Consider the following 24,659-nt stretch of genomic DNA (forward strand, 5'->3'; position numbering starts at 1 on the left):
AGACCATAAATAGAATCCGTTACGATTCACTTATTCCCCTTTGATTTCTATATAAATAAGAAGACAGATATATTATGACTTTACCTGCTTGGCTGGCTGCCATAAAATTTAATGATGATGGTTTGATTCCTGCAATTGCTCAAGATCATAAGTCTGGGCGTATTTTGATGATGGCTTGGATGAATGCCGAAGCATTACAGTTAACCGCGCAAACGCAGACAGCGGTTTATTTTTCGCGCTCACGTGCCAAATTGTGGCATAAGGGCGAGTCATCGGGTCATACTCAGACCGTACATGATATTCGCTTGGACTGTGATGCAGACGTGATTGTCCTTAGTGTCACTCAGGCTGGCGGTATCGCTTGCCATACTGGTCGCGAGTCTTGCTTCTATCAGCGTTTAGATTTGTCGGGACAAACGCCGGAATGGCAAACCGTCGATAAGGTATTAAAAGACCCTGCTGATATTTATTATTCAAGCGATGCAGAAAAAGCCACTCCTAAAACTAACGAGACGCAGGCTCACGATGTAATCCCTTCAGATGCCAATCACAGTCACCATGACAACGACACTACCAATCGCTCTATTTTGCAGCAGCTTGATGGCGTATTGGCAGAGCGTAAACAAGCGGATGCTGATAGCTCGTACGTGGCAAGCTTATACGCAAAGGGTTTAAATAAAATCCTAGAGAAAGTTGGCGAAGAAAGTACTGAAAGTATCATTGCCGCCAAAGATTTTGCCAATTGCGACGAAAATAGCAATAAAGCGCAATATGATGACGCTCGTCACGAGCTCATCTATGAGGTGGCCGATGTCTGGTTTCATACATTAGTAGGACTGGCGTGGTTCGATATTGAGTCAGATGCGGTATTAAATGAGCTAGGTCGACGTTTTGGTCTATCAGGTATCGATGAAAAGGCGGCTCGATAGTTTCTATAAGCTTGGCCATTGCCCTGTTTGATTATTGTTGATTTCACCTTTTTGTCACAAGTGCAGGTTATAATATAGCTCTGTTTTACTTCGCATTGTATGTCGAGGCTGTTTATTGAGTATAACAATATTCAATACACCCAAAGTAGGCATACAAAGACTGAAAATCAAGACACAAGGATACCTTTATGGGTAGTTTTTCTATTACGCATTGGCTGATTTTATTGGTGGTAGTGGTGGTCGTATTTGGCACCTCAAAGCTTAGAAATGCTGGCAAAGATTTGGGCGGTGCAGTCAAAGGCTTCAAAGAAGCGGTCAAAGATGAAAATACTGAGCATGCTAAAAAGCATGTGGTGCTCGATCATGATGGCAATGCACACACTGAAGAGCGCCCAACAACCACCAAGGTTGATGACACCCATAATGTATAGCCTCTAGACAGTGACCTTTTAGACAGTGACATTGGAACATTATGTTTGATATCGGCTTTTCTGAACTACTCCTCTTTGGTGTTATCGCCCTAATCGTCTTGGGCCCAGAAAAACTGCCACAGGCAGCGCGTACCGCTGGGCAATGGTATGCCAAAATTCGCCGCACGGTATCCACCCTGCAATCTGAAATCGAAGCTGAGCTTGATTTGGCAGAGACCCGCCAGCTTATGCAAAAAGAGCTGGCCAAAATTCGCCAGACTGAAGCAGATATGAGGCGCGAGATGGCGGAAATGCGCGGCAGTATGCAAGAGTTTGAATCCTCGCAAAACCAGCATTTAAAAGCATCGCGTGATCCAGGCAATGACAATACGCCTAGCCAAAGTAGTCAAGCCAGTAGTGAGAATGATGATAATCGACCAGTGCAGCCAAAAGCGTTTGACTACGCCTATGACAGTAATAGACAGGCTGAGAAACCAGAAAGCCCTGAGCAGTCATCGGCACAAGGCGATAATGATAGTCTAAAAACTGACTGTAGCGATAACGTCAATCCAGTGTCTCAAACCATCACAACTAGACCGTGGGAAAATATGTGGTTTCGTCTTGGAGCTTATGATAAAGCGCGTCGTTTGCCGCAACCGCCCTACTTACCAAATTATAAAGCCGATATCTTACTAAATAGCCATATAGACAGTCTTTTACCTAAACAGGCTTCTGTTAATGAGCAGGAGAGTCATTAGTGGGCTTATTTAAACGTAAAAAAAGCCGTCAAGAAAAAGTCGCGGATTCAGATATCGAGACCTCAACAGCTACCATTGATGGTAATGTCGACAGCAATACTGAGGACTCTGGCGATATCTTAAGCTCACTTGGCGATATGCCGATTACTGAGCACTTAATTGACCTACGTAGACATCTCATAAAGATATGCGTCGCGGTACTGGTAATATTTTTAGCCTTGGTCGGATTTTCACGCGAGCTCTATGATTTTTTGTCCAACCCATTGGTTGCTCAGTTACCTGCCAACTCAACGATGATCGCGACGGATATCACCTCTAACTTTATGGCACCGATACGCCTGACTGTTTTTGTCGCTGCATTCTTTGCAATGCCCTACATCTTGTATCAAATCTGGTCGTTTGTCGCACCCGGTTTATATAAAAAAGAGAAAAAAATCGCCATTCCCGTTTTGATGTCCTCTATATTTTTATTTTATGCGGGTGTGGCTTTCTCTTATTTTATTGTCCTCAAAGGCGTTCTCAAATTTTTTATTATGTTCGCGCCGCAGAACGTCTTGCCAATGACCGATATCGATAGTTATTTAAGTTTTGCACTCAAACTCTTTATGGTATTTGGTTTAACCTTTGAGATTCCAGTCGTCACCTTGCTATTGATATTGACTCGCGTCGTCTCCATTCAGAGCTTAGAAGATAAACGCCGTTATATTATTGTCGGCTGTTTCGCCGTTGCTGCGGTCGTGACACCGCCTGATGGGGTGTCGATGTTGATGCTCGCCATTCCGATGTGGTTGTTGTTTGAGCTAGGATTGTTTTTAGCGAAAATTTTAATTAAAGAAGAGCACAGCCCTGCTTTAGCAAGCGATACAGGGTTAAATAAAGAATAACATCACTTATCAGATACTTATTCCAAAAACAGCCAACGCGCTAATCTGTTACTATAACCTGCTGATTTCCACCTTTATTTTCTATGAATTTTTGTATTATTGTCATGTGCGCTTGCGAGAATTTTGCAAGTGCACATGATGAGTCAGCCATTGTCTATGCAGTGGCTTTTTTTACCCCCGTCATTTTTGATCCGTTTTACTCTTTTAGGTAATTTTTTATGTCCGCATCTATGCCAGCTTATATGAGCGATCCCACTGATGAGCAGCTGAGCGCGCTTAACATGGCGATGGATCACAAGTCATTTAAAGTGGTGGCTTATGCGGGTGCTGGTAAGACGACGACCTTAAAACTGATTGGTGAGCGTTTGCGTGGCCGCGGCTTATACTTAGCCTTTAACAAAACCATTGCTAATGATGCACGCTCAAAGTTTCCACCGCATGTAGAATGTCGCACCTTTCATTCGCTTGCTTATCGGCATGTCGCCCGTGATATCACTGCTAAGCTGTCGTTGCCGCGTTTTTCACCCAAGCGTTTGGGTGATGATTTGGGTTTGCAGCCCGTCCAAGTACGTCGGCAAATGGATGGTATAAACAAATATATCACCCTCACCCCAGCCCGACTGTCGCGATTCGTCAGTGATGCTGTCAGCAATTTTTGTAGTACCCATGCCAGTTATCCTGCACCTAGACATATATTATTTCCCAGCTGGCTCGATGATTCTGATGCCGAGCAGCTGCGCGAAATGCTCTATCCAGCCGTCGAGCAGCGTTGGCTACAGTCGATTGATGCGCGCCATCCCGCTGGTATCGGGCATGATATTTATCTGAAACTTTGGGCACTGTCTAAACCTAGTATTCCCGCTGATTTTATTTTGTTTGATGAAGCCCAAGATGCCGATCCCTTGATGATGGGAATTTTGACCCAGCAGCCACGGCAAGTGATTTATGTGGGTGACGCTCATCAGCAGATTTATGAATGGCGCGGCGCAGTCAATGCGATGAAAAAACTGCCCTTACCACAAACATTATTGACCCAGTCTTTTCGTTTTGGCGAACCGATTGCTGAGATTGCCAATACTTTGCTCAAAGCATTGCAAGAAGACGTCCCGTTAAAAGGCAATCCTAATAAGCAATCTTCTACTGATAAGGGTATGGTACATAGTAAAAAAGATGCCATCCTTTGCCGCACTAATGCCGCCGCAATGTCGCAATTATTAACTGGATTAAAATTGGGTCACCGCGTGGCGCTACAAGCCGATACCGATCGTATGCTTAAATTTTGTCAGGCAGCTGAAAATTTAAAGAATGGTAAATCGGCGTACGGTGTACCTGAACTGGCATATTTTTATAATTGGGGTGATGTGCAAGAGTATTCTGAAACCAATGAAGGCAGTGATCTAAAAACACTGGTGAAACTCGTCGATGATCATGGCACCAATGTCCTGAGCCAAGCGGTCAATAGTCTCACCAGTATCGAAAATGCTGACTATGTTATCTCCACTGCCCATAAGGCCAAAGGGCTCGAATGGGGAAAGGTACAGCTGGACGATGATTTCTATTATGATGTGACGACCAATGCGGTCAAGATCAGCCCTGAAGAGTTGCGTTTGCTCTACGTCGCTTGCACACGTGCCCAGAGCAATTTGGACATCCATAATATTAAAGACTTGATATCAGGTTTGCAGACAGGCAAAAAAGTGATTTTTGGTAATACTTAATTTTCCTCAGTTAGTCACTCTTTGTATTTGCCACTCTAAACCTATAGCCTACCTGTCTTTATAGCAATCCTTTAATAGTACCATTTTAGCAGTGAACAACAAGCATGAATACTAATCAGCAACTTCAAATACGTCAAAATACCATCCGTCAGTTATTCGCCAATCCCGTCCGCCTGCTCGCTCCAATGGAAGGCTTGACCGATCCATTAATGCGGCAAATTCTCACGCAAATTGCATCAGACTTAGGTCGCCCTTATGATTGGTCGGTTAGCGAATTTATCCGTGTGACTCAGCACGTATTGCCTGCGCATGTATTTTATAAATACGTTCCAGAATTGCGTCATGATGCTAAAACTGCCTCTGGCACGCCTATTCATATCCAGTTGCTCGGTAGTGAAGCGCAACTCATGGCAGAAAATGCTGCTTATGCTGCCGAGCTTGGTGCGCCGGCGATTGACATCAACTTTGGTTGCCCTGCCAAGACTGTCAATAGCCACCGTGGTGGTTCAGTATTATTGGATGAGCCCGAAACCATGTATCAGATTATCAGCGCTGTGCGGCAAGCGGTTCCCGTTCATATTCCAGTATCAGCCAAAATTCGTTTAGGTTACACCGATACCAGTCGTATGGATGATATTAAAGCTGCGATTAGCGACAGTGGTACTGATTGGCTGACCATTCATGCGCGGACCAAAACTCAAGGCTATAAGCCGCCAGCCTATTGGAACAAGATTCAAAGTTTTAATGGGCTAGATATTCCAGTCATTGCCAATGGCGAGATATGGAATACAGAGCACGCGCAAAACTGTATGACTCAAGCTGGTACAGAACATTTGATGTTAGGTCGCGGCGCGGTTACTCGTCCAGATTTGGTTGCTCGTGTGGATTGCGGTTCAGATGATGCCATGCTAAGTGCGGCAACGTTGTCATGGGAAGCAATGGTCACCCATCAGATAAGATTTTTGGAAGGTCAGGCTAAAACTGAAGTTATCTTGGTTGGTCGTTACAAGCAGTGGTTAGCAATGCTCATCAAAGGCTATAGCGAAGCAAAAGTTTTATGGGACAGTATTAAAAGAGAAAAAAATAAAGCAGCTATCATTAGTGCACTGCAAGCCAGTGTGCGCCAATAATAGCTGCTTTTATCTTAAAGCCAATCTGTTTTAAAACAGAATTATCTTAAAGCCAATCTGTCTAACGAATAAGATTAAATACTCACTCTAATCGCTAAATAGAATAACATCAAACAACAGGCAATCGATAACACCCAAAGTATGGAGCGAAACGTCGCCAAATTAGTAATATAAGCCACGCAAAAACCGATACGAATCAGTACGTACAACCACGCCAGTATATTGATAATCGATTGTGGTACGAAAAACAGCATTGCCGTCAGTACTGCTGCCAAAAATATTGGCAACGTCTCATAGCTGTTTTGCTGGGCCGCGTTAGCACGTGCGGCCGCGCCCGTCGTACCTTGTAAAAAATCACGTGGATGGGCATTGTCAGCCAAATTAAAGCCGCCAATAGCTTTCGCTGTCAATGCCATGGCAAGCGGTAGTAAACTTGCTACGACCATCGCCCAAATGGCGGACGCTGCGGTATCAGAGACTAATTCCAGAAGTGCATTCATTAGTATACTTGCCCCTACCCTGTAATCACTTCGAAATCATGGGTGACGTTCACCCCACCTTGTACCAACATTCTACTGGCCGAGCAGTATTTTTCTGCGGACAGCTTTATTGCCTTCTCTACTTGGCTTTCTTTGACATCTTGTCCTGTCACCACAAAATGCATGTGAATGTCAGTATAGACAGCTGGTACAGTTTCAGCACGCTGAGCGGTCAGCTCACAACGCACGTCTGTCACCTCTTGGCGAGATTTTTGTAAAATCGCTACCACATCGTAGCTAGCACACCCACCAAGCCCCAATAGAATCAGCTCCATCGGACTTGCGCCTTTTTCTTTATCGGCATCGATCTGTACATTATGCCCTGATGGTGACACGCCCATAAATGCTTTGTTTTCTTGCCACGTTACACTTGCTTTTGACTCTGACATCTTGACCATTCCTTATTTTAATTAGCTCGTTGCCCGATTTTTATTTTCTGACTATATGTTTTACTTGGCTAGTGTAGCATAAGCCAATGGCACATTTTATCGAGCCCTTATCATCCAAAATCATTATCATTATAAATAGCTCACCTATTTGTCTTTTGCAGCCTTATTTTTAATTAAACCTTTTTACTAAAATTTTCTTAGCAGTGAATTAACATTCATACACCGCCTACTGTTTATTATTCAAACCTATCCTCTTATAGTTCGAACCTATCTTTGTAGTAAGATTCTCTAAAAAACATTACAAAAGTTTAATTATAACTGGTTGATTTTAAACAGTTAAGCTCGTGAAACATTTTATAGCAAAATACTGTTACACATTTTGCTTGTTTCTTGGTTTAATAACGGTAATGAATCTTATTTTGACCTAATATCGACAACCATCACCTTATAATAATTATGATTGCTGTCACGGTTCTAGCTCAAAATAAGCTATTTTAAATAAATTAAAAAGGTTTAATCATGATAGATGCAGACGGCTTTCGCGCCAATGTCGGCATCATCTTGGCAAATACACAAGGGCAGGTTCTGTGGGCAAAACGTATTGGTCACAACGCTTGGCAGTTCCCACAAGGCGGTATCGACCGTGGGGAGACGCCGATGGATGCGATGTATCGCGAGCTCTGGGAAGAGGTCGGCCTGCATCCGCGTCATGTAGACTTATTGGCAGTGACGCAAGATTGGTTGCGTTATCGTCTGCCAAAACGCTATGTGCGGCATGGACAGCACCCTTTATGTATTGGGCAAAAACAGAAATGGTTTTTGCTACGCTTAGATGAGACGAACACTCAACATATCCGCTTTGATGAGGGCAAACCAGAATTTGATCATTGGCAATGGGTCAGTTACTGGTATCCACTTGGACAAGTGATTCATTTTAAACGAGGCGTTTATCGCCGTGCCTTGCAAGAGCTAGTGCCTGAGCTACCTCTAAGACAAGAGCTGATTATTCCTGAACAAGACAATCACTTGTTGATAGGATGAACTGACATTTTGATTAAAAGTAACACGTAATAGAAGAGCCTGTATCCTTTAGATGCAGGCTCTTCTATTATATAGCGATTATATCTTGCGGAATAATTATGGCTTGATAGCAATTTTTAGTACGCCGTCACGCTGATGCATGAACAAGTCATAGGCCTCTACAATATCATCCAAGGCATAGGTATGCGTCACCATCTCTGATAAATCCACTCGACCCGACTCGATGACATTCATCAATCGGCGCATACGCTCTTTACCTCCTGGGCAGAGAGCCGTTCTTATCGTATGATCGCCAAGACCAGAAGCGAAATGAGCCATTGGAATGACTAAATCTTCAGAATACACACCCAAGCTTGAGAGTGTACCGCCTGGTTTTAATATTTTGAGGCATTGCTCAAACGTAGACTGTAAACCTAACGCCTCGATACTGCTATCCACCCCACGACCGCCAGTGATTTTCATGATCTCATCAACCACGTCAACTTCTGTGAAGTTTAGAGTAATATCTGCTCCCAGTTTCTTTGCCATGGCCAAACGTTCATTATTGCCATCGACAGCGATAATCAGTGACGTGCCTTTAATCCTTGCTCCAGCAGTAGCGCATAAACCAATAGGTCCTTGTGCAAAGATAGCAACCACATCACCGATCTGAATATTGGCGTTTTCTGCGCCTTTGAAGCCTGTCGACATAATGTCAGGACACATCAACACTTGCTCATCCGTCAGTCCATCTGGCACTGGACATAGATTGGCCTGCGCATCTGGCACTAGTACATACTCTGCTTGCGTGCCATCAATGTGATTACCAAAACGCCAGCCGCCTGTGGCTTTATAACCGTGACAAGAACATCTACCATCTGCATCAAGATAACCACCGTCTTGTGACGGGAAACCATCTTGACTGGCATAGGAAGTAAACGTTGGGCAAATGGCGCCAGCAATGACTCGTTGCCCTTCTTCATAGCCCATGACTGCGCTACCAAGCTTTTCAATGATACCTACTGGCTCGTGACCAATGGTCAAGCCTTTTGCAACGGCATACTCACCTTTAAAGATATGGATATCAGTACCACAAATGGTCGTGGTGGTAATTTTTATCAAGGCATCATTAGGGCCTACATCAGGGATTTTTTTATCTACAATTTCAATTTTACCTGGTTCAATAAATATCAGTGACTTCATCATGCTCATTTCACACTCCTTGTTTTATGATCATTTACTCAGCTGGTATGAACTTTAGTGACATCTATATTTATATTACGCCATATAAATAGTAATTTAAAGTGAAATCCATTCTTTAATGAAGGGATTGGTGAGTCTCTATTGTTAGATATTAAAACTGTAGTATCAAACTTCTCATGAAAATTGTACGTGAGCCTCATTAAGAGTAGATGAAAAAGCTAATAGATTAAAAAGCTAATAGATGAAAAGCCTATAAGCTACTTATGACTATCATGCTGACATTCTTTATAACTGTCATGCTGACACTCTCGGCTTACTAATCTAGCAATCTCATCCACTGATGAATCTGCCAACTGAGAATGGCATTTCAGGGTTAAAATGCTTTGGGTACGTGTCGCATAAGTGGGCAAATTATTTTGCATATGATTAAAAGCGACAGGCTCTATATAAATAGAAGACAGAATCTGCTCAATCTCAACAGCCACTCCAGTCTCCGGCAGCTTATCCACTGGGGCTTGCGTATTATCAGACAATACCGCAAAGGCAGCTTCTTGCCAGTACTCAGGTTCGCTATTCTCAGCGATTAGTGGCAATACTTCTTGGCGCAGCCTGCCTCGCAACTTTTCAGTTTTAAACCAGCTGTCCTCAGGCTGACCATTGGAAATGACATGCAGTCCTGCATATAGTGGCATAGGAGCATGACCACGATTATTGACAATAACGGCTTGCTTGCTATCACCAATAATGAGATTGAACCCAGCATAGTTTTGCAAACTAATCTGCCGTGCAAACTCCATCGGGCTTATATCACTGGTTAAGAAATCCGTGACTAGCGCCCCGCGTGAGCGCTCATCAGAGCTTGCCTGCACGCCATCGCGAAAATTCAATACCGCAGCCCAACGTCCGTTTTGCTGATAATACTCTTTAGGCGCTTGATGATTGGCTTGATGGGGCTGTTGATGAATACCTAGCCAAGTACCGCCACTTTGTACATCGCGTCCTGCAAAAACAGGCTTATCTTCCCATTGATGTAGCAGCTCTGTCGGACGCTGCAAAAACTCATCGCGATTGGACAATAACACCAAAGGCAGCTCATCAAACAGTTGCCAAGCAATGGCGACAATACACATAAGACTCCTAATTTTACTAAAAATATGCTTAATAACATGTCATTGCTTAGCGAATGGCCAAGCTTGATTTAAGTTTAAACTTAGTTCACTGACAAATTAGTTTACTGATAAGTTTTTGCTAGCAGGATAACTAATCTGAGAGGTCGACTGTATGACTTTTGATTGTTTACTTGGTAAATCAAAATCCCACGCAACCATGCCTTTATTATTGTTCCAGTCACGCTCAGTCACTGGCGGTGTATGAGTGATGGTTACTTTAAGACTATCGTCGCGGCTAATCGGCTCACTGCCTAATACTTGTAAATGCATAGATCGGTTGTGCTGATTGGTAAATTGATACGCTTGTGTTTTAGTTAAGGTTTGCGTGCGATTGAAAGCGCCTTTATCACCCTGCTTATCTTCATCAGCTATCTGCTTTACGATGGTATTAGGGTCAATACCAAAACCGATACCTTGCTCTTTGAGCGCTTGATAACTATAGCGCGCCTGCCCGACATAATTATCATCACGGTATAGCTGTAGCGAACCATCTACCCAAGCTGGTGTCAAGAACGGTGCAGATGCATACCAATAGCCAGCTGCCTCCACACTCGGCGTACTACGAATCCATAGCTTGCTGCTGCCCGACTGCTCATCAATGACCGTCCGTACGCGCCTGCCATCGCTTGGAATACTAATACGCTGTGGCAAGCGGTATTCGGTAATGCCGTTTTTATTCTGACTGCTAACGGTAAAGCTTGGCAGTGGCGCCATGTTGGGTGTCGATGCACCGCCATAGCTGTCTCTTGCAGATACCACAACAGGCATGTTTTCCGCCATAGGTGGTACAGATATAGTCCGGTTTTCTCTATCTTCTTCATATAAAGAAAAACGCTCAACTCGTGGCAATTGGCTGGTGGTGGTTTGATTGGGATTGACAGAGCTTAGCATCAAAGGAACATTGAGCCAGTTTTCTCCTGTCTGCTGGGCAATAACCGCAGAGGCAATGATATTTAATTGCTTGGTTTCAGTATTCAGCCTTGCTTGATACGTTGGCTCCCAACCCGCGCCGCGTACTTGATAGTGCAGTTTCACACTGCTTGGTACTCGACTGGCAGTACGTACACTCACTTGAGTCACACTATTTTGAGTGGAAGTCGCGCTGCCCGCCATTAGTTGGTTGAGCGCATCTTGCGCACGGGCTTGGCGCTGCTGAATTTCTAGTATGCGTTTATTAATACTGACCGCTTGGGTTTCCAGATCGCGCGCATTATTGGCAAGCGTGCCATCTGTACTGATTTGCGTGACCTTGGTTAAATTCTGCAAGTAAGCTTTTGCTAAGCGTGCCGCTTCTAACTCAGCATTAATAACTGCCAAATTATCTTGCTGTGTCTGCACTCTCGCCTCACCTTGATACTGACATTGCGCTGCTTGCTCATCGCTTAAAGTCTCGATACTGACTTCACCAATATTAATACCATTTGCTGCTTGTACGCTCACACTGTCTTTATCGATATAAGGGGATAGACAAGAAAAAACCAATGTCTGCTCACCGCTACCATTGATTGGTAACGCACGAGTCACGCTCGCTAAGCCCTGATAAATGGTCACTTGCTCAATACTACTGTTCGCTGCCTGAGCAGGAGTCAAAGCTAAAGCCGCTAAGCCAAATAAACCCAGTGGCATCAACTGTTTTTTAGAGGGTAAAAAATTAGGTAATATTGCTACTTTTGATAACTTAGCTTGCATAATCATTCCTTAAAAATACGGTTAATCCATTAATACGGTGCATTAGCGCAAGCGCGCAATATCTAACGCTTCATTAAATATAATGAGGCAATATTTATGATGGCATTTATTTTCAGCAACTTTTTTATATCTTAGCGGTTTTCTGGCTTTCTTTCTAGATGTTACCCGTAGCAGATAAGTTGTTACCATGAGATGAGCCTCACCGTAATTTGGTATGCCTCACTGGCTATTTTTGCTATTATGAGCAGCATTCTATTACCAAATTTATGATGCCTTTATGATGATACATCCTCAGTACGATCCTGTAGCGCTGTCTTTGGGTCCAGTAGAAGTGCACTGGTATGGCCTAATGTATTTGTTGGCATTTGCCGCCGCCTTTGGTCTGGCTTGGTATCGCAGCACCAAACGTGATAATTGGAACACTGACATGGTGTCCGACTTGGTCTTTTTTGGCGCACTTGGCGTCATTTTGGGCGGTCGTGTCGGCTATGTATTGTTTTATCAATTCGGTGAATTTTTACAAAACCCCGCTTATCTTTTCAAAGTCTGGGAAGGTGGCATGTCTTTCCATGGCGGCATGATTGGTGTCTTACTGGGCATGTTATATTTTGCCCGCAAGTATAAAAAGACCCCGTTTCAGGTGCTGGACTTTATCGTTCCTTGCGTGCCAACAGGCTTATTATTTGGTCGTATTGGCAATTATATCAATGGCGAGCTATGGGGCCGCGTCTCTAACGGTGGCTACAACTGGCTGACCTACTTCCCGCAAGCGGCTGCTACTGATATGCAGCAATTGCAAACCAACCCTGAGCTACAAGAGTTGATGCTTGAAGTAAATGGGCAGTATTTGCTACCTCGTCATCCCTCACAGCTGTATGAGGCACTTGCCGAAGGGTTATTATTATTCCTATTCCTATGGTGGTATTCATCAAAACCGCGCCCACGTATGGCAGCATCGGCAGTATTTTTATTAGGCTATGGCATCAGCCGCTTCATCATTGAATTTTTCCGCCAACCAGATGCTGACCAAGGATTTGTATTACTAGGTTGGATGACCAAAGGGCAGATACTCAGCGCTCCCATGATTATTATTGGTTTCATTATGCTGGTATACGCTTACAAACGTGGTATCTATGACTGGGGTAAGCAGTCGGCTTATTAAGCACTAATTCACATCAAGTAGCCTGTTAAAAAACAATACAACTATGCGTTTTAATAGCGTAGAAGAGCAATTTTATGATTATGAGTAACTCCATTATTAGTAACAACAAGCAGCGTAAAAATGAGCAAGCCTATCTAGATTTGCTGCGTCTTGTCCTCACTGAAGGCACTGAAAAAGGCGATCGTACTGGCACTGGTACGCTGAGCCACTTTGGCGCGCAGCTCCGTTTTAATTTAGCCGATGGTTTTCCATTATTAACCACCAAAAGAGTCCACTTTAAATCTATCGTCTATGAGCTATTTTGGTTTTTAAGTGGCAGTACGCATGTTGATTATCTGCAAGCCAATGGCGTACGTATTTGGAATGAGTGGTCAACGGCTGAACAGACAGCGCGCTTTAACCGCCCTGCTGGTGATTTAGGCCCTGTCTATGGTCATCAGTGGCGCAATTATGGCGCAAGCCAGCGTGAAGATGGGAGCTACAATAATGATGGTGTCGATCAAATCACCCAAGTCATTGAGCAAATAAAAACCAATCCCAATTCAAGACGTTTGATTGTGTCTGGTTGGAATCCCGGTGAAGCAGATCAAGTTGCGCTGCCGCCTTGTCATACGCTATTTCAGTTCTTTGTGGCGGATAATAAACTGTCATGCCAGCTCTATCAGCGTTCAGCAGATTTATTCCTAGGCGTGCCATTTAATATTGCCAGTTATGCCTTGCTGACCCATATGGTCGCACAAGTATGCGGATTAGAAGTGGGCGAATTTATCTGGACGGGTGGCGATTGTCATATTTATCAAAACCACCGCGAGCAAGTTGAGCTGCAACTGACGCGTGAGCTTTATAAGCTACCAACGCTGACGCTTAACTCTGATGTGAATGATATCTTTGCTTTCAAATACGAAGACATTAGCGTTGATGGTTACGAGTCGCATCCTGCGATTAAGGCAAAGGTTGCAGTCTAGCCTTTGTTTGATTGAAAGTTTTAAATAAATGCAGCAAATGAAAGTAGCATATTAAAGACAATAAAAAGGATACGTTATGAGTTATGCTCACACCGAAGTTGCCCAAATCGCAGCTATCAGTAGCAACCGCTGTATCGGCAAAGATAATGAGCTACCGTGGCATATCTCAGCAGATTTGCAGCATTTCAAAAGCATGACGACCAAAAAAAATGATGGTGCGATTCAAGGTATCGTCATTATGGGTCGTAAGACATTTGAATCCATGGGCAGCAAGCCTTTGCCAAAACGTGTGAGCTTCATCATCAGCAGCCAGCTAGATTATGCCGAACAAAAAGGTTTGGTCGGCAAAAGCAATGCTTACGTGGTGCACAATTTAGATGATGCATTAACACAAGCAGCAAGTCTCGCACATGGTGCACATCTTGATACGATTTGGGTGATTGGCGGTGAGCGCGTCTTTAGCGATGCCTTGATGTATACCGACCGTATTGAACTGACTCACGTAGATACCGAAATTACCGATGGTGATGCCTTTTATCCTGAATTGCCAAATGAGTTTGAAGTGACCGAAGAATCTGAGCAAATGCACGATGAAAAAAGTGCACTAGATTTTAAATTTGTGACTTATAAAATAAAAGCAGACTAGGTCAGCTGGTTATGAAACTACTACCCTTTATCTTTACTGGCATATTACTATCGGGCTGTCAGAGTCTAGCGATAAGAGAGCCTGTTATTAAGCCTGCTGAAATATTGCGTCAACCTCAGTTCACAGTTCCACACAGAGCAGCTAGACGTTTGAAAGCTGGTGAGGAATATGAAGTTGTCCTGAGCATGTTGATTGATAAATCTGGTCAAATTAGTTCCATTTCTGTTACTGAGTCATCAGGCGTCGTGTCATTAGACCGAAGTGCTCTACGTGATGCTAGAAAAATGATATTCAAAGCCGGTACTAAGGATAATGAGTTTATTACAACAAAAGTTACTGTACCCATTACCTATGTAATACATTAGAAACTGTTTACCCTACTACTAAAAATTTAGACAGACAGATAGATAGGTAGGTAGAATGTAAACGCCTACTCGTGCAATACTTTATAAACCGTTTTTGCAAGTACTGGCCCAATCCCTTGCACGCCTGCCAATTCCTGCTGCGATGCACCGAGCAATTGTTGCAATCCGCCAAAATGATTGAGTAAATCACGGCGGCGCTTTTCACCGAGCCCCGGTATGACTTCTAACACTGACGATGAACGGCGCTTATCGCGCTTCTTACGGTGCGCAGTAATCGCAAAACGATGTGCCTCATCGCGAATATGCATCAGTAAATGCAGCGCCTTGCTATCCATGGGCAAATCAAGCGGCTCATGATCGATAAAATGCAGCACCTCAAGCCCAGCCTTACGTCCTTCACCTTTTGCCACGCTAATCAGCAAAGTGTCACCAAGAATACCTAACTCGGTTAGCACTTCTTTGGCGATGCCAAGCTGCCCTTTACCACCATCAATCAGCAACAAATCAGGCAATGGCTGCTTTTTATAGCGCCGTGTCAGCACTTGTTTCATTGCGGCATAGTCATCACCACCGACAATGTCATGAATCGCATATTGACGATAATCACGGCGACGCGAGCCACCTTGGTCAAAGACTACGCAGCTACCAATGGTCGCCTCGCCCATCGTATGGGAGATATCAAAACACTCTATGCGATCAACGGTTCTATCAGTGACGTCCGCTAAGACATCTTTTAAGGCACCAAAGCGCGCATGCAGCTCTAAATAGTCGCCCAGCTTGGTTTTTAGCGCATTATTGGTATTGAGTTTGGCTAAATCTAACCATTCGGCACGGTGCTCACGGACACTGGTTTTGATCACGACTTTACTGCCAAAATGGCTCGCTAGCGCTTCACTGACCGCCACTTGATCCGGTAATTCATGACTCAACATGATTTCGGGTGGCAAGTCATCCGTCACCTGAAAATAAAATGAAGTAATAAATGCCGATAAATTATCAGCAAGTGGCTCGCTGCTATCAACATCAGGGAAGTAATTCTTACCGCCAAGCACGCGCCCGCCACGTACGGTCAAGACGTTGACACAAGTCATCCCTGCTTGACTGGCAATAGCAATCACATCCGCCTCGCCTTGCACAGTATAAACAGCTTGCTTGGCTTGTACTTCGCGCAGCATAGACAGCTGATCGCGATAAAACACTGCCTTTTCAAAGTCTAATTCTTCAGCAGAAGCTTCCATTTTTTCAATCAAAGCGCTATGAATATCGCTAGAGTCGCCTTTTAGGAAACGAATAGTATTATTGACGTCTTCCATATATTCTTCAGGCGATACCAAGCCCACGCAAGGCGCACGGCAGCGCTTAATCTGATACTCAAGACAAGGACGCTTACGTTGCTTAAAAAAAGTATTGGTACATTGGCGCATTTGAAACATTTTCTGCATCAGCACCAGTGTCTCTTTGGCAGCATGAGCAGAGGGGAAAGGACCGAAAAAGCGACCTTTTTGGTGATTGCCTTTACCGCGACCATAAGCCAATCGCGGGTAAGGCTTATCTGCTGAAATAAACACATAGAGATAGGATTTGTCATCGCGCAACAGTACGTTATAAGGCGGACGATATTCTTTAATCAAGTTTTGCTCGAGCAATAACGCTTCGGTCTCACTACGGGTAATAATGGTTTCAATATTATGTATCCGTGCCACCAGCGCCCGTGTTTTTGGATGGTCAATGGTTTTAGCAAAGTAGCTGTTCACACGGCTCTTGAGTGACTTGGCTTTACCGACATATAAGATATCGCCATTTTTACCCAGCATTTTATAGACCCCTGGCAAATTTGGCAGGCGCTGAATTAAATGCTTAAGACGGACTTTCTTGTCATCGACGGGACTCGATTCTGAGACATTGACCATAGAATTTATTGCTCTTAAAAGTCTTATAATACTGCTAGTTATGGGGCGGGAGTCATTGTTTTACAAGCCAATTATTATCATAGCATCACCCATAAAAAAGCCAGCTTTCGCTGACTTAGTTTGTTCTATTATCGCTTATTCAGCAACATACTAATGACGGAAGTTAGCCATTAAAGCTGGGATGCCCGGTAGCATACCAACAATAGCCATCACACCTGTCAACACCACAAACATAATACCCGGTATGATCCAGCGGCTCATTTTAGTTAAATTAGCACTGCGTTCTTTCGAGCCAATCAAGCCTAAGTTATCAAGCAACAACGTGAGTGACCAACCAAAGGCAGGATTTACAAGCGCTGAAGCAAACACTACGATTGCAGCAGACTGAGTCGTTTTTCCTTCGCGAGTCATCTCCATGCCAGCTTCAAGCAGTGGAATGAAAACACCAACGATCAATGCCACACACATCACTGGCTGCCAAATAGCCAAATCCATTGGATAGCCCCAAACCCCTGCGATAATACAGAACAATGCTGTCAATAAGGCACCGGCGGGAATCGGACGTTTGGCAATCGCTGCTGGGACAATATAAGTGCCCCACGATGACGCAAAGTTAGCACCGCCCAATACAGAGCCGACGACCTGACGAAACGATGCGCTGGTCATTGTATCATCGATATCCATGAGTACCTTTTCAGTACGTTTAGGATAGCTGATTTTTTGAAAGACCTGATGGCCTAAAAAATCTGGTGACCACATCGCAACCGCCAAAATAGCAAACGGCAGTACGACAATAAAGCTTTCAACCGTCGGTAATCCTAGCATCCAACCGGTATTTTCACCCCACCAATACATCGGGTTCATATTCGGCAAGCCTGGTGCAGTTTTGAACTCAAATGGTGCACCCAATGCAAATGCAAGTCCGCCACCTAATACACAGCTTAGCGGAACCGCAAGCCAGCGTTTTTGCCAGTGCTCAAGTAATGCATATAGTAGGATAGTTGCCAGAATAATGAAGAAGGCAATATGCGACATGCCAATACCTTCTGCCCAAGCGAAGAGGTTTTTGACCTGTGAGGTGGTACCGATAAACCCTAAGTAAATCAAGAGACCACCGCACACGCCTTTACTGGTCAAGTTTGCCAGCAGACTGCCCCCTTTACTGATTGCCAATAGCAAGCCGAAGGCACCGATGAGCAGACCAAAGGCCATCGGGTGACCACCAGCGGCCACGACAATAGGAATAAGCGGAATAAGGGGGCCGTGAGTACCTGCAAGGTTGGCTGTCGGGAGTAGAAATCCTGAAAATAAGATGATAAAAAATGAAACGATTAATAGCTCATAACGAACGTTTTCTAAAACAAACGCATCGCCCAAACCAAGTGGACCTGCAAATGTTGCCGCAATAGCACCCACCATAACCACTTTACCAATCGTCGCCGCCATTGCAGGAATCGTATCTTCATACTCAAAGCGATAATCACGAAACGGCAAATTGGGACGCCAACGTTTTGGCTGCATGATTTGTAGTTCATGATTTAGATAAGCGTCACGACTGTCAAAGCTTGCGCTTGGTTTGTGTAAATCAAGGTAGCTACCTGATGGCTCGCTGTCGTAATTAGATGGATTTGATGACTGCTGATTAGACCCTGAAGAAGGGATCTGAGTGTTACTCATCACATTTCCTTATGTCGACTGAGGCTTTATTTAACTGATAAATTAATAGTGAAAGTTAATGTGACTAAAGCGTCCATTAAAAATTGCAAGCCATTGTATGACATGAGAACTAGAAATGCGAACTTAGAATCACTAAAAAAGTCCATACACCATTATAATATATAAATTAAAGTTTCCATTTAATAAAAAATTGAACTTAATAGAAAACCATGAGGAAAAAACACACTTAATATAGGCTTTAAATTAGAATAAATGACCTTTTTCTTAATAATTATCTATATCTAGATATTTGTCATCACATAACTAAATATTAAAGATAGTTATAATAAATAGTTTATTATAACTTTTAAGTAACTATAGAAAATCCATGTCAGTTACGCTTTAAGCCTAGCGGTTTTGATATTTTTTACTTATGATAAATGCCCTTTCGTGACTGCTCTTTGATAGAAGTACACTAAAAAATTTGATTCAAACGGTATCACTAAAAAATATAAAAGAAGCAATAGGACGAATTTATGAGTTTGCTACCTACCAATTTTGAGACGCTAAAACGCAGAGCCAAACAAAGTATCATGCCGTTATTGACACCCCACCTACTGAAGCTGCGTATCAATACTTATGCACCGTACGTAGGCGCTGGTATCAGAATCGATCACCTCAATCTCGATCAAGGTTTGTGTGTGGTAAGTATGGGGCTGAATACGCTGAACAAAAATATCGTGGGCACTCAGTTTGGCGGCAGCCTGTATTCGATGGTGGACCCATTCTATATGATAATGCTGATGCATCAACTGGGCAGCAGTTACGTAGTCTGGGACAAAAGCTCACATATTGAGTTTATTGCCCCTGGTAATAGCAAAGTCACTGCGCGCCTAAAAATTCCTAGCAATGAAATAACCACGATTCAAGAATTAGCAAAAGAAGGCGAGCCAGTATTTCGGGAATACCAAGCAGATATCGTCGATGATCAACAAAAAGTTATCGCTACCGTCACTAAAATGCTCTATATACGCTTGCGTAAGTACAGCAAATCTAAAGACCAAAATAGCCGTATCGAAAATCTCGATGGTTAGAGGCTTAAAGGCAATTTTTAAAACAGTTCTCTAGATTTGTGATTTAAAGCGCATTAATTAAAACGACAGAAACAAAAACCCCAATCTGGCATACGCACAGATTGGGGTTTTGTCTTTTTTGGTACTACCCGCTTATTTATATGATAAACCTATGAATAAGGGCTTGTATCTGGCTTTTCACTATTGCCGAATCGCATAATAGACGGTTCAGCAATAAAGCGATATTAAGCACAATGCTTAAAAGCAGATACTGGATATAATCTAAGCGTTAGCTTTTGGCTTAACAGCTTTAGGTGCACGCGGAGCAAGCTTCTCGCGGATACGTGCTGATTTACCAGAGCGCTCACGTAAGTAGTATAGTTTCGCACGGCGAACAGCGCCACGGCGTTTCACTTCGATGCTATCGATGATTGGTGAATGCAATTGGAATGCACGCTCAACGCCAACACCGCTTGAGATTTTACGTACGGTAAACGCTGAGTTTAAACCGCGGTTACGTTTAGCAATTACAACGCCTTCAAAAGCCTGTAAACGCTCACGCTCACCTTCACGTACTTTTACTTGAACCACAACGGTATCGCCGGGTGCAAAGCTTGGGCGCTCAATCAATTGAGCATTTTCGATGACCTGAACCAATGGATGCTTGTTGCTCATGAGAGTTATCTCCTCACATTAGATAATAGAGGCTTGACGCATATCACCTGTTTGTAATAATGGATCGTATCTTTTTAATGAGACACAACGTAAGTGGGTTATGACAAACGGCCATTATGCTATGACTCGTTTTGTTGTTGCTCAAAATTCTGTTGCTCAACTGTTTATCTTTTTAGCCGCTATCAACGCTGTTTTTTATCTAATTTTGCCAATGCTTTTAGCCACTTTGCTTGCTCTACCGTTGGCGTAAACGCTTGCCATAAGTCTGGACGACGCGCTTGCGTACGTTCGACTTGCTGACTAAAGCGCCACTTCGCGATATTGGCATGGTGACCTGAAAGTAACACTTCAGGCACTGCCATACCCGCAAACTCATGCGGCTTAGTATAATGTGGACAATCAAGCAAGCCATCGACGAACGAGTCTTGCTCAGCTGACTTATCATCACCCATAATATCAGGCAGACGACGTATCACACTATCCATTAGCACCATTGCTGGTAGCTCACCACCGGTAAGTACGTAATCACCCAATGATATTTCCATGTCGACATATTGCGACAGTAGGCGCTCATCAATGCCTTCGTAACGACCACATAATATAATCATGCCGTCATACTCAGTCATATCGACCACGCTACTCTCACTGAGCGTCTGTCCTTGTGGCGACATATAAATCACCGGACAGTGCGCTTTGTCGACGCGGCAGCCGTGCTGACTTGCTCGCAGGCGCGCATCCTCAATCGCTTGGGATAATGGCTCAGCCATCATCACCATGCCAGGACCGCCACCATACGGACGTTCATCAATACGGCGATAATTATTACTGGTAAAATCACGTGGATTAATGCATTCAATCGTCACTTGTTTCTGAGTGACTGCTCGACCCGTGATTCCAAACTCACGAATCGTGGCAAACATTTCAGGGAAAATACTAATAACGGCAAAATACATTAGGTATCTACTTGCGCAGTGGCTAATATTGGCTAAATAAATCGGTGTTATTACTGATAAAGCTTAACCGCAAAGTTAAAACTATTATCAATAATCACTCGGCCATGCCACTAGCACTGTTTTTTCAGTCAGACTGACCTGTACTACAGTTTGCTTGTGCCATGGAATCAGGCGCTCATCGGCATCTAAGCTGTCTGAGTTTGCCGCAACCCGCATAATAGCGTGAGCGCCAGTCTCAAACATCTCAGTAATGTCGCCTAGATACTCATCCTGCTCATTTACAACGCGCAGGCTGACCAAATCCGACCAGTAATATTCATCTTCAGCGGGTTCTGGCAAAATGTCTTGCTCGACCCAAAGAGTTACCCCGTTCATAGTCTCAGCAACATTGCGATCAGGAATTTGCTCAAACTGAGCCACAATTCCTGTGCCTTGCTCACGCCAAGCCTTGACGGTTAAAGGTTTCATGCCGGTAGCGGTTTTCATCCACCAAGGTTTAATGTCAAATATCGCCGTACGATCATCTGTCTCGCTAAATACCCAAAGCCAACCTTTGATACCATAAGGCTTTTTGAGCTGACCAATTTTCATAAGGGCACTAGCGTTTGGAGCAGAAGACATAACGGCTAACCTAACAATGATGAACACAGCGAAGATAAATAAAAAGCAATTAAAAACGATAAACGCAGTTAAAAGCGATAAACAGTTAATGGCGTACCTAGTTAGACCAGTTACGCTATGTTTTTTACTAAAGTCTATCGAGACTGCTTATAGACGAGCTATCAGCGTCTCAGTGACCACAAAACTTAAGCTGTTGCTTCAGTTTGCGCGACAGACTTGTTGAAAGCTTTTGCCAATGAAGCAACGCGATCTGAAGGTTGTGCACCTTTTGCGATCCACGCATTGTACGCTTCCATATTTAAGCGTACTGCTTCTTCAGACTCTTTAGCGAGTGGGTTAAAAAAGCCGATGTTTTCAATATAGCGACCGTCACGCGCGCGGCGTTGATCAGCAACAACTACTTGATAAAATGGGCGTTTCTTGGCACCGCCCCGTGCTAAACGAATAACAACCATGTGAATTCTCTCTTTCGCAGGTATACCAAAAAGGGCATAATTATATCACAGTCTTGATTTATTGAAAACATAAACTGCGCTTATTTAATTATTTATTAACAATAGCTTAAATGCCCGTCGATGTAAAATACAATTGATCATCACCATTGATTTTTAACTGAAGATACTGCCTCTACATCATGTTCAAGTGGCTCGTTGCTGTATTATTCGGTGCTATATTACTCAGTACTATATTAGTGCAAATTTGGGTATTCAATTGTTGCCTACTATCTTAAAGCCATCCGTGTCATTCATTGATTATGCTACTCTATGACATAGTCAGCGAGTGAATGATGCTATCGCCTACCGAATTGCTCAATTTCTCAAGAATCGCAACCACTATGCTACTTATAAGTATGGCACGTTGTTTTTGAACGACATAAAAAAGCACCATTTTTACACTAAACTCAATAAAGCATCTTTTAATATGTTGGATCCATATGACCACACCAAAATCGCAACCACGTCGCAAAGGGCGGTTTACGCGCTCTTACTCCAACACTTGGCTGACAACCTTGATGGTCTCTTTCATTGTTCTTATCAGTGTCAGCTTGTCGATTCTGTTTTTTTGGCGCAGTCTGTATTTACCCGAGCTTAAAAACCATGCACGTTACTTGACGAGCGAGCTGCAGTTGATGAATAGTGTCAACAAAGACTGGAAAAATCGTCCTGAAGTACGCCAATGGATTTATCAACACTCGCATGTCGTGGTAGTGAATAACCCTAATGACTTTCCAGCAGTGTCTGATAAGGCATTTGTCGGCGTCTTCACTGATGTCTTACAACGCGAAATCGGTGCGCAATTGGGTCGACCTGTCGAGGTTTATTTTAAATTCAAACCGACACCGCAGCTTTGGGTGCGAGACAGCCGTGATGACAGCTTTTGGATTCGTGAACCCGTGGTTTATTACTCGCAATATAGTCCAGCATTATTAGTGCTGTTTCTCATTGGATTACCTATTTTATCGCTGCTGACTATTATTTTACTGGCGCGGCAATTAAATCGTCCGCTACGATATTTACAGCGTGCTGCGACCAACTATATTCGGCTCGGTCATGCCACTACGTTGCCAACACAAAAAGGACCTACGGAGATACGTCAGGTCAACATGGCATTCAATCGTCTATTCACGACGTTAAATCAAGCACAAAAAGAGCGTACGATTATGCTTGCTGGTATCTCGCATGATCTGCGAACGCCCTTAACTCGTATGCGTTTGACTGCTGAGATGTTACCTGATGACTTTTTTCGAGAGGGATTAATTTATGATATTGAAGACATGGATGCCATTTTAGAGCAGTTTATCTCGTTTATGAAAGATGGCTCCGATGAACCAGTCAGCCTAACCAATTTGGATACCATCTTTAATGAGATTATGGTGCAATTTGCACCAATGGAGTTCATCTATCAATCAGAGTGTCACAAAGTGGTTCCTGTGCGCCCCATGTCTATCAAACGCCTCGTGATCAATCTGGTCAATAATGCCAAGCGTTATGGCAAACCGCCCATTTACCTGTCAGCGACTGTTGTGCCAACTTTTATAGAAACCATTGAAGCGGAAGATAGCGATGTCGTCAGTGAAAATGTCGTCAATAGAGAGGCACAAGAACAATTGCTGATATGTGTGCGTGACTGTGGTGATGGCGTTGCAGAAGATCAGTTAGAACGTATTATGCAGCCTTTTGAGCGCGGAGAGACAGCACGTACCACACAAGGCAGTGGTTTAGGTCTAGCGATTGTCGACCGTATTGCCAGATTGCATCATGGGACAGTAGAAGCCATTAATCATCCCGACGGGGGTTTACAAGTGTGTGTGCGTATTCCCCTACTTTCCAAGGTTGCTGGAGATACAACCATGGCAGCCGATACACAAAAAACGCCTATCTTTAATGACAAGACATGGAACAAAGAAGACTGATAGCCGCTGAATGGTTCATCACTAAAGCTAATAAATGCTCAAAACAATTCGCTGCGACTATTTAGTTTTATAACACCTAGTCCTTGTTTCCAATGATAGGTGGAATATATTTGGCACTATTCGTAAACGCTAATGGCTGAGTAATATTTTCTTGCGCTGCTATTAACGTTTGCGTTGTCGATGGCTGCTGCAAGAATAAATAGTAGCCCAACGTTATTGCATTTAATACCACCAAACCACCAAATAAATATGGCATCCTTTGCCCTCCTCTGATTTAAAGCTATCTTTAAACCGTTAATAATAAAAATTAACCGACAATTCTATCTAAGGTGTGTATTCATTCTAAACATGAAATTGAGAACACTGCTTAGAAATTGAGCAA

25 protein-coding genes are annotated in these 24,659 nt (G+C 43.5%); 13 read left to right on the plus strand and 12 right to left on the minus strand.

From position 1 onward, the window contains the following. Positions 1 to 74: 74 nt before the first annotated feature. From hisIE to JMW94_RS00245, 6 genes are all read left to right on the plus strand, one after another. On the plus strand, positions 75 to 929 hold the full coding sequence (gene hisIE / locus JMW94_RS00220; RefSeq protein WP_201599619.1) for a bifunctional phosphoribosyl-AMP cyclohydrolase/phosphoribosyl-ATP diphosphatase HisIE: 855 nt from the start codon (positions 75 to 77) through the stop codon (positions 927 to 929). Positions 930 to 1,117: 188 nt separating this feature from the next. After that, positions 1,118 to 1,360, plus strand: a complete 243-nt coding sequence (tatA, locus tag JMW94_RS00225) for a Sec-independent protein translocase subunit TatA (RefSeq protein ID WP_045445916.1) — start codon at positions 1,118 to 1,120, stop codon at positions 1,358 to 1,360. Between the two features lie 41 nt (positions 1,361 to 1,401). Beyond that, entirely contained in the window at positions 1,402 to 2,097 is a 696-nt protein-coding gene (tatB, locus tag JMW94_RS00230) for a Sec-independent protein translocase protein TatB (protein ID WP_201599620.1), read from the plus strand. Continuing rightward, positions 2,097 to 2,981 carry a twin-arginine translocase subunit TatC gene (gene tatC / locus JMW94_RS00235; protein WP_201599621.1) on the plus strand — a complete coding sequence of 295 codons (885 nt, stop codon included), beginning with the start codon at positions 2,097 to 2,099 and terminating at the stop codon, positions 2,979 to 2,981. The genes tatB and tatC overlap by 1 nt, the downstream gene beginning before the upstream one ends. A 218-nt stretch (positions 2,982 to 3,199) precedes the next feature. Beyond that, on the plus strand, positions 3,200 to 4,699 hold the full coding sequence (locus JMW94_RS00240; RefSeq protein WP_055125342.1) for a UvrD-helicase domain-containing protein: 1,500 nt from the start codon (positions 3,200 to 3,202) through the stop codon (positions 4,697 to 4,699). Positions 4,700 to 4,803: 104 nt separating this feature from the next. Further along, entirely contained in the window at positions 4,804 to 5,829 is a 1,026-nt protein-coding gene (locus tag JMW94_RS00245) for a tRNA dihydrouridine synthase (protein ID WP_201599622.1), read from the plus strand. A gap of 74 nt (positions 5,830 to 5,903) precedes the next feature. Here JMW94_RS00245 and JMW94_RS00250 read toward each other — a convergent pair whose 3' ends face one another. Together JMW94_RS00250 and JMW94_RS00255 are read right to left on the minus strand one after the other, a co-directional pair. Further along, entirely contained in the window at positions 5,904 to 6,329 is a 426-nt protein-coding gene (locus JMW94_RS00250; RefSeq protein WP_087813625.1) for an MAPEG family protein, read from the minus strand. Between the two features lie 14 nt (positions 6,330 to 6,343). Continuing rightward, a complete protein-coding gene (locus JMW94_RS00255) occupies positions 6,344 to 6,757 on the minus strand; it encodes an OsmC family protein (RefSeq protein WP_201599623.1) in 414 nt (137 codons plus the stop codon). 519 nt (positions 6,758 to 7,276) lie between these two features. Between JMW94_RS00255 and JMW94_RS00260 the strand changes: the two genes are divergently transcribed. After that, on the plus strand, positions 7,277 to 7,798 hold the full coding sequence (locus JMW94_RS00260) for an RNA pyrophosphohydrolase (protein WP_045452438.1): 522 nt from the start codon (positions 7,277 to 7,279) through the stop codon (positions 7,796 to 7,798). A 96-nt stretch (positions 7,799 to 7,894) separates the two neighbouring features. Here the strand turns inward: JMW94_RS00260 and JMW94_RS00265 are convergent, their stop codons facing one another. The 3 genes from JMW94_RS00265 to JMW94_RS00275 form a co-directional block, all read right to left on the minus strand. After that, the gene (locus JMW94_RS00265) at positions 7,895 to 8,989 is read right to left on the minus strand and encodes an NAD(P)-dependent alcohol dehydrogenase (protein ID WP_201599624.1); all 1,095 of its coding nucleotides are present in this window, start codon (positions 8,987 to 8,989) and stop codon (positions 7,895 to 7,897) included. 248 nt (positions 8,990 to 9,237) lie between these two features. Further along, positions 9,238 to 10,110, minus strand: a complete 873-nt coding sequence (locus JMW94_RS00270) for an NRDE family protein (RefSeq protein ID WP_201599626.1) — start codon at positions 10,108 to 10,110, stop codon at positions 9,238 to 9,240. 96 nt (positions 10,111 to 10,206) lie between these two features. After that, the gene (locus JMW94_RS00275; RefSeq protein WP_227685359.1) at positions 10,207 to 11,838 is read right to left on the minus strand and encodes a DUF4139 domain-containing protein; all 1,632 of its coding nucleotides are present in this window, start codon (positions 11,836 to 11,838) and stop codon (positions 10,207 to 10,209) included. A 277-nt stretch (positions 11,839 to 12,115) separates the two neighbouring features. Between JMW94_RS00275 and lgt the strand changes: the two genes are divergently transcribed. The 4 genes from lgt to JMW94_RS00295 all read left to right on the plus strand — a co-directional run bounded on the left by lgt (position 12,116) and on the right by JMW94_RS00295 (position 14,976). Then, entirely contained in the window at positions 12,116 to 13,000 is an 885-nt protein-coding gene (gene lgt / locus JMW94_RS00280) for a prolipoprotein diacylglyceryl transferase (RefSeq protein ID WP_087813630.1), read from the plus strand. Between the two features lie 74 nt (positions 13,001 to 13,074). Further along, positions 13,075 to 13,965, plus strand: coding sequence for a thymidylate synthase (locus JMW94_RS00285; protein ID WP_201599628.1), 891 nt, complete (start codon positions 13,075 to 13,077; stop codon positions 13,963 to 13,965). A 76-nt stretch (positions 13,966 to 14,041) separates the two neighbouring features. After that, a complete protein-coding gene (locus JMW94_RS00290; RefSeq protein ID WP_201599629.1) occupies positions 14,042 to 14,611 on the plus strand; it encodes a dihydrofolate reductase in 570 nt (189 codons plus the stop codon). 11 nt (positions 14,612 to 14,622) lie between these two features. After that, entirely contained in the window at positions 14,623 to 14,976 is a 354-nt protein-coding gene (locus JMW94_RS00295; protein WP_087813633.1) for an energy transducer TonB, read from the plus strand. A 65-nt stretch (positions 14,977 to 15,041) separates the two neighbouring features. Here the strand turns inward: JMW94_RS00295 and uvrC are convergent, their stop codons facing one another. Both uvrC and JMW94_RS00305 read right to left on the minus strand, forming a co-directional pair. Further along, positions 15,042 to 16,886 (minus strand): excinuclease ABC subunit UvrC, encoded by a 1,845-nt coding sequence (gene uvrC, locus JMW94_RS00300; protein ID WP_201599634.1) that lies wholly within the window; start codon positions 16,884 to 16,886, stop codon positions 15,042 to 15,044. A 150-nt stretch (positions 16,887 to 17,036) separates the two neighbouring features. Then, positions 17,037 to 18,563, minus strand: coding sequence for a DUF3360 family protein (locus JMW94_RS00305; protein WP_045452432.1), 1,527 nt, complete (start codon positions 18,561 to 18,563; stop codon positions 17,037 to 17,039). Positions 18,564 to 19,078: 515 nt separating this feature from the next. Between JMW94_RS00305 and JMW94_RS00310 the strand changes: the two genes are divergently transcribed. After that, complete coding sequence (locus JMW94_RS00310) at positions 19,079 to 19,636, plus strand: DUF4442 domain-containing protein (RefSeq protein WP_201599636.1); 558 nt, start codon at positions 19,079 to 19,081, stop codon at positions 19,634 to 19,636. A gap of 261 nt (positions 19,637 to 19,897) precedes the next feature. Here the strand turns inward: JMW94_RS00310 and rplS are convergent, their stop codons facing one another. The 4 genes from rplS to rpsP all read right to left on the minus strand — a co-directional run bounded on the left by rplS (position 19,898) and on the right by rpsP (position 22,319). Next, entirely contained in the window at positions 19,898 to 20,290 is a 393-nt protein-coding gene (rplS, locus tag JMW94_RS00315; RefSeq protein WP_045445905.1) for a 50S ribosomal protein L19, read from the minus strand. A 182-nt stretch (positions 20,291 to 20,472) separates the two neighbouring features. After that, a complete protein-coding gene (gene trmD / locus JMW94_RS00320; RefSeq protein ID WP_201599638.1) occupies positions 20,473 to 21,243 on the minus strand; it encodes a tRNA (guanosine(37)-N1)-methyltransferase TrmD in 771 nt (256 codons plus the stop codon). Between the two features lie 87 nt (positions 21,244 to 21,330). Then, on the minus strand, positions 21,331 to 21,864 hold the full coding sequence (rimM, locus tag JMW94_RS00325; RefSeq protein WP_045445903.1) for a ribosome maturation factor RimM: 534 nt from the start codon (positions 21,862 to 21,864) through the stop codon (positions 21,331 to 21,333). A 185-nt stretch (positions 21,865 to 22,049) separates the two neighbouring features. Further along, positions 22,050 to 22,319: a 30S ribosomal protein S16 gene (rpsP, locus tag JMW94_RS00330; RefSeq protein WP_045445900.1), complete on the minus strand. Its 270-nt coding sequence runs from the start codon at positions 22,317 to 22,319 to the stop codon at positions 22,050 to 22,052. 479 nt (positions 22,320 to 22,798) lie between these two features. Between rpsP and JMW94_RS00335 the strand changes: the two genes are divergently transcribed. Then, positions 22,799 to 24,277 (plus strand): ATP-binding protein, encoded by a 1,479-nt coding sequence (locus JMW94_RS00335; RefSeq protein ID WP_201599652.1) that lies wholly within the window; start codon positions 22,799 to 22,801, stop codon positions 24,275 to 24,277. A gap of 76 nt (positions 24,278 to 24,353) precedes the next feature. Here JMW94_RS00335 and JMW94_RS00340 read toward each other — a convergent pair whose 3' ends face one another. Then, positions 24,354 to 24,533, minus strand: coding sequence for a hypothetical protein (locus JMW94_RS00340; protein WP_201599654.1), 180 nt, complete (start codon positions 24,531 to 24,533; stop codon positions 24,354 to 24,356). Between the last annotated feature and the right edge of the window lie 126 nt (positions 24,534 to 24,659).

This window comes from Psychrobacter immobilis, assembly GCF_904846185.1.
Lineage (GTDB): Bacteria > Pseudomonadota > Gammaproteobacteria > Pseudomonadales > Moraxellaceae > Psychrobacter > Psychrobacter immobilis_B.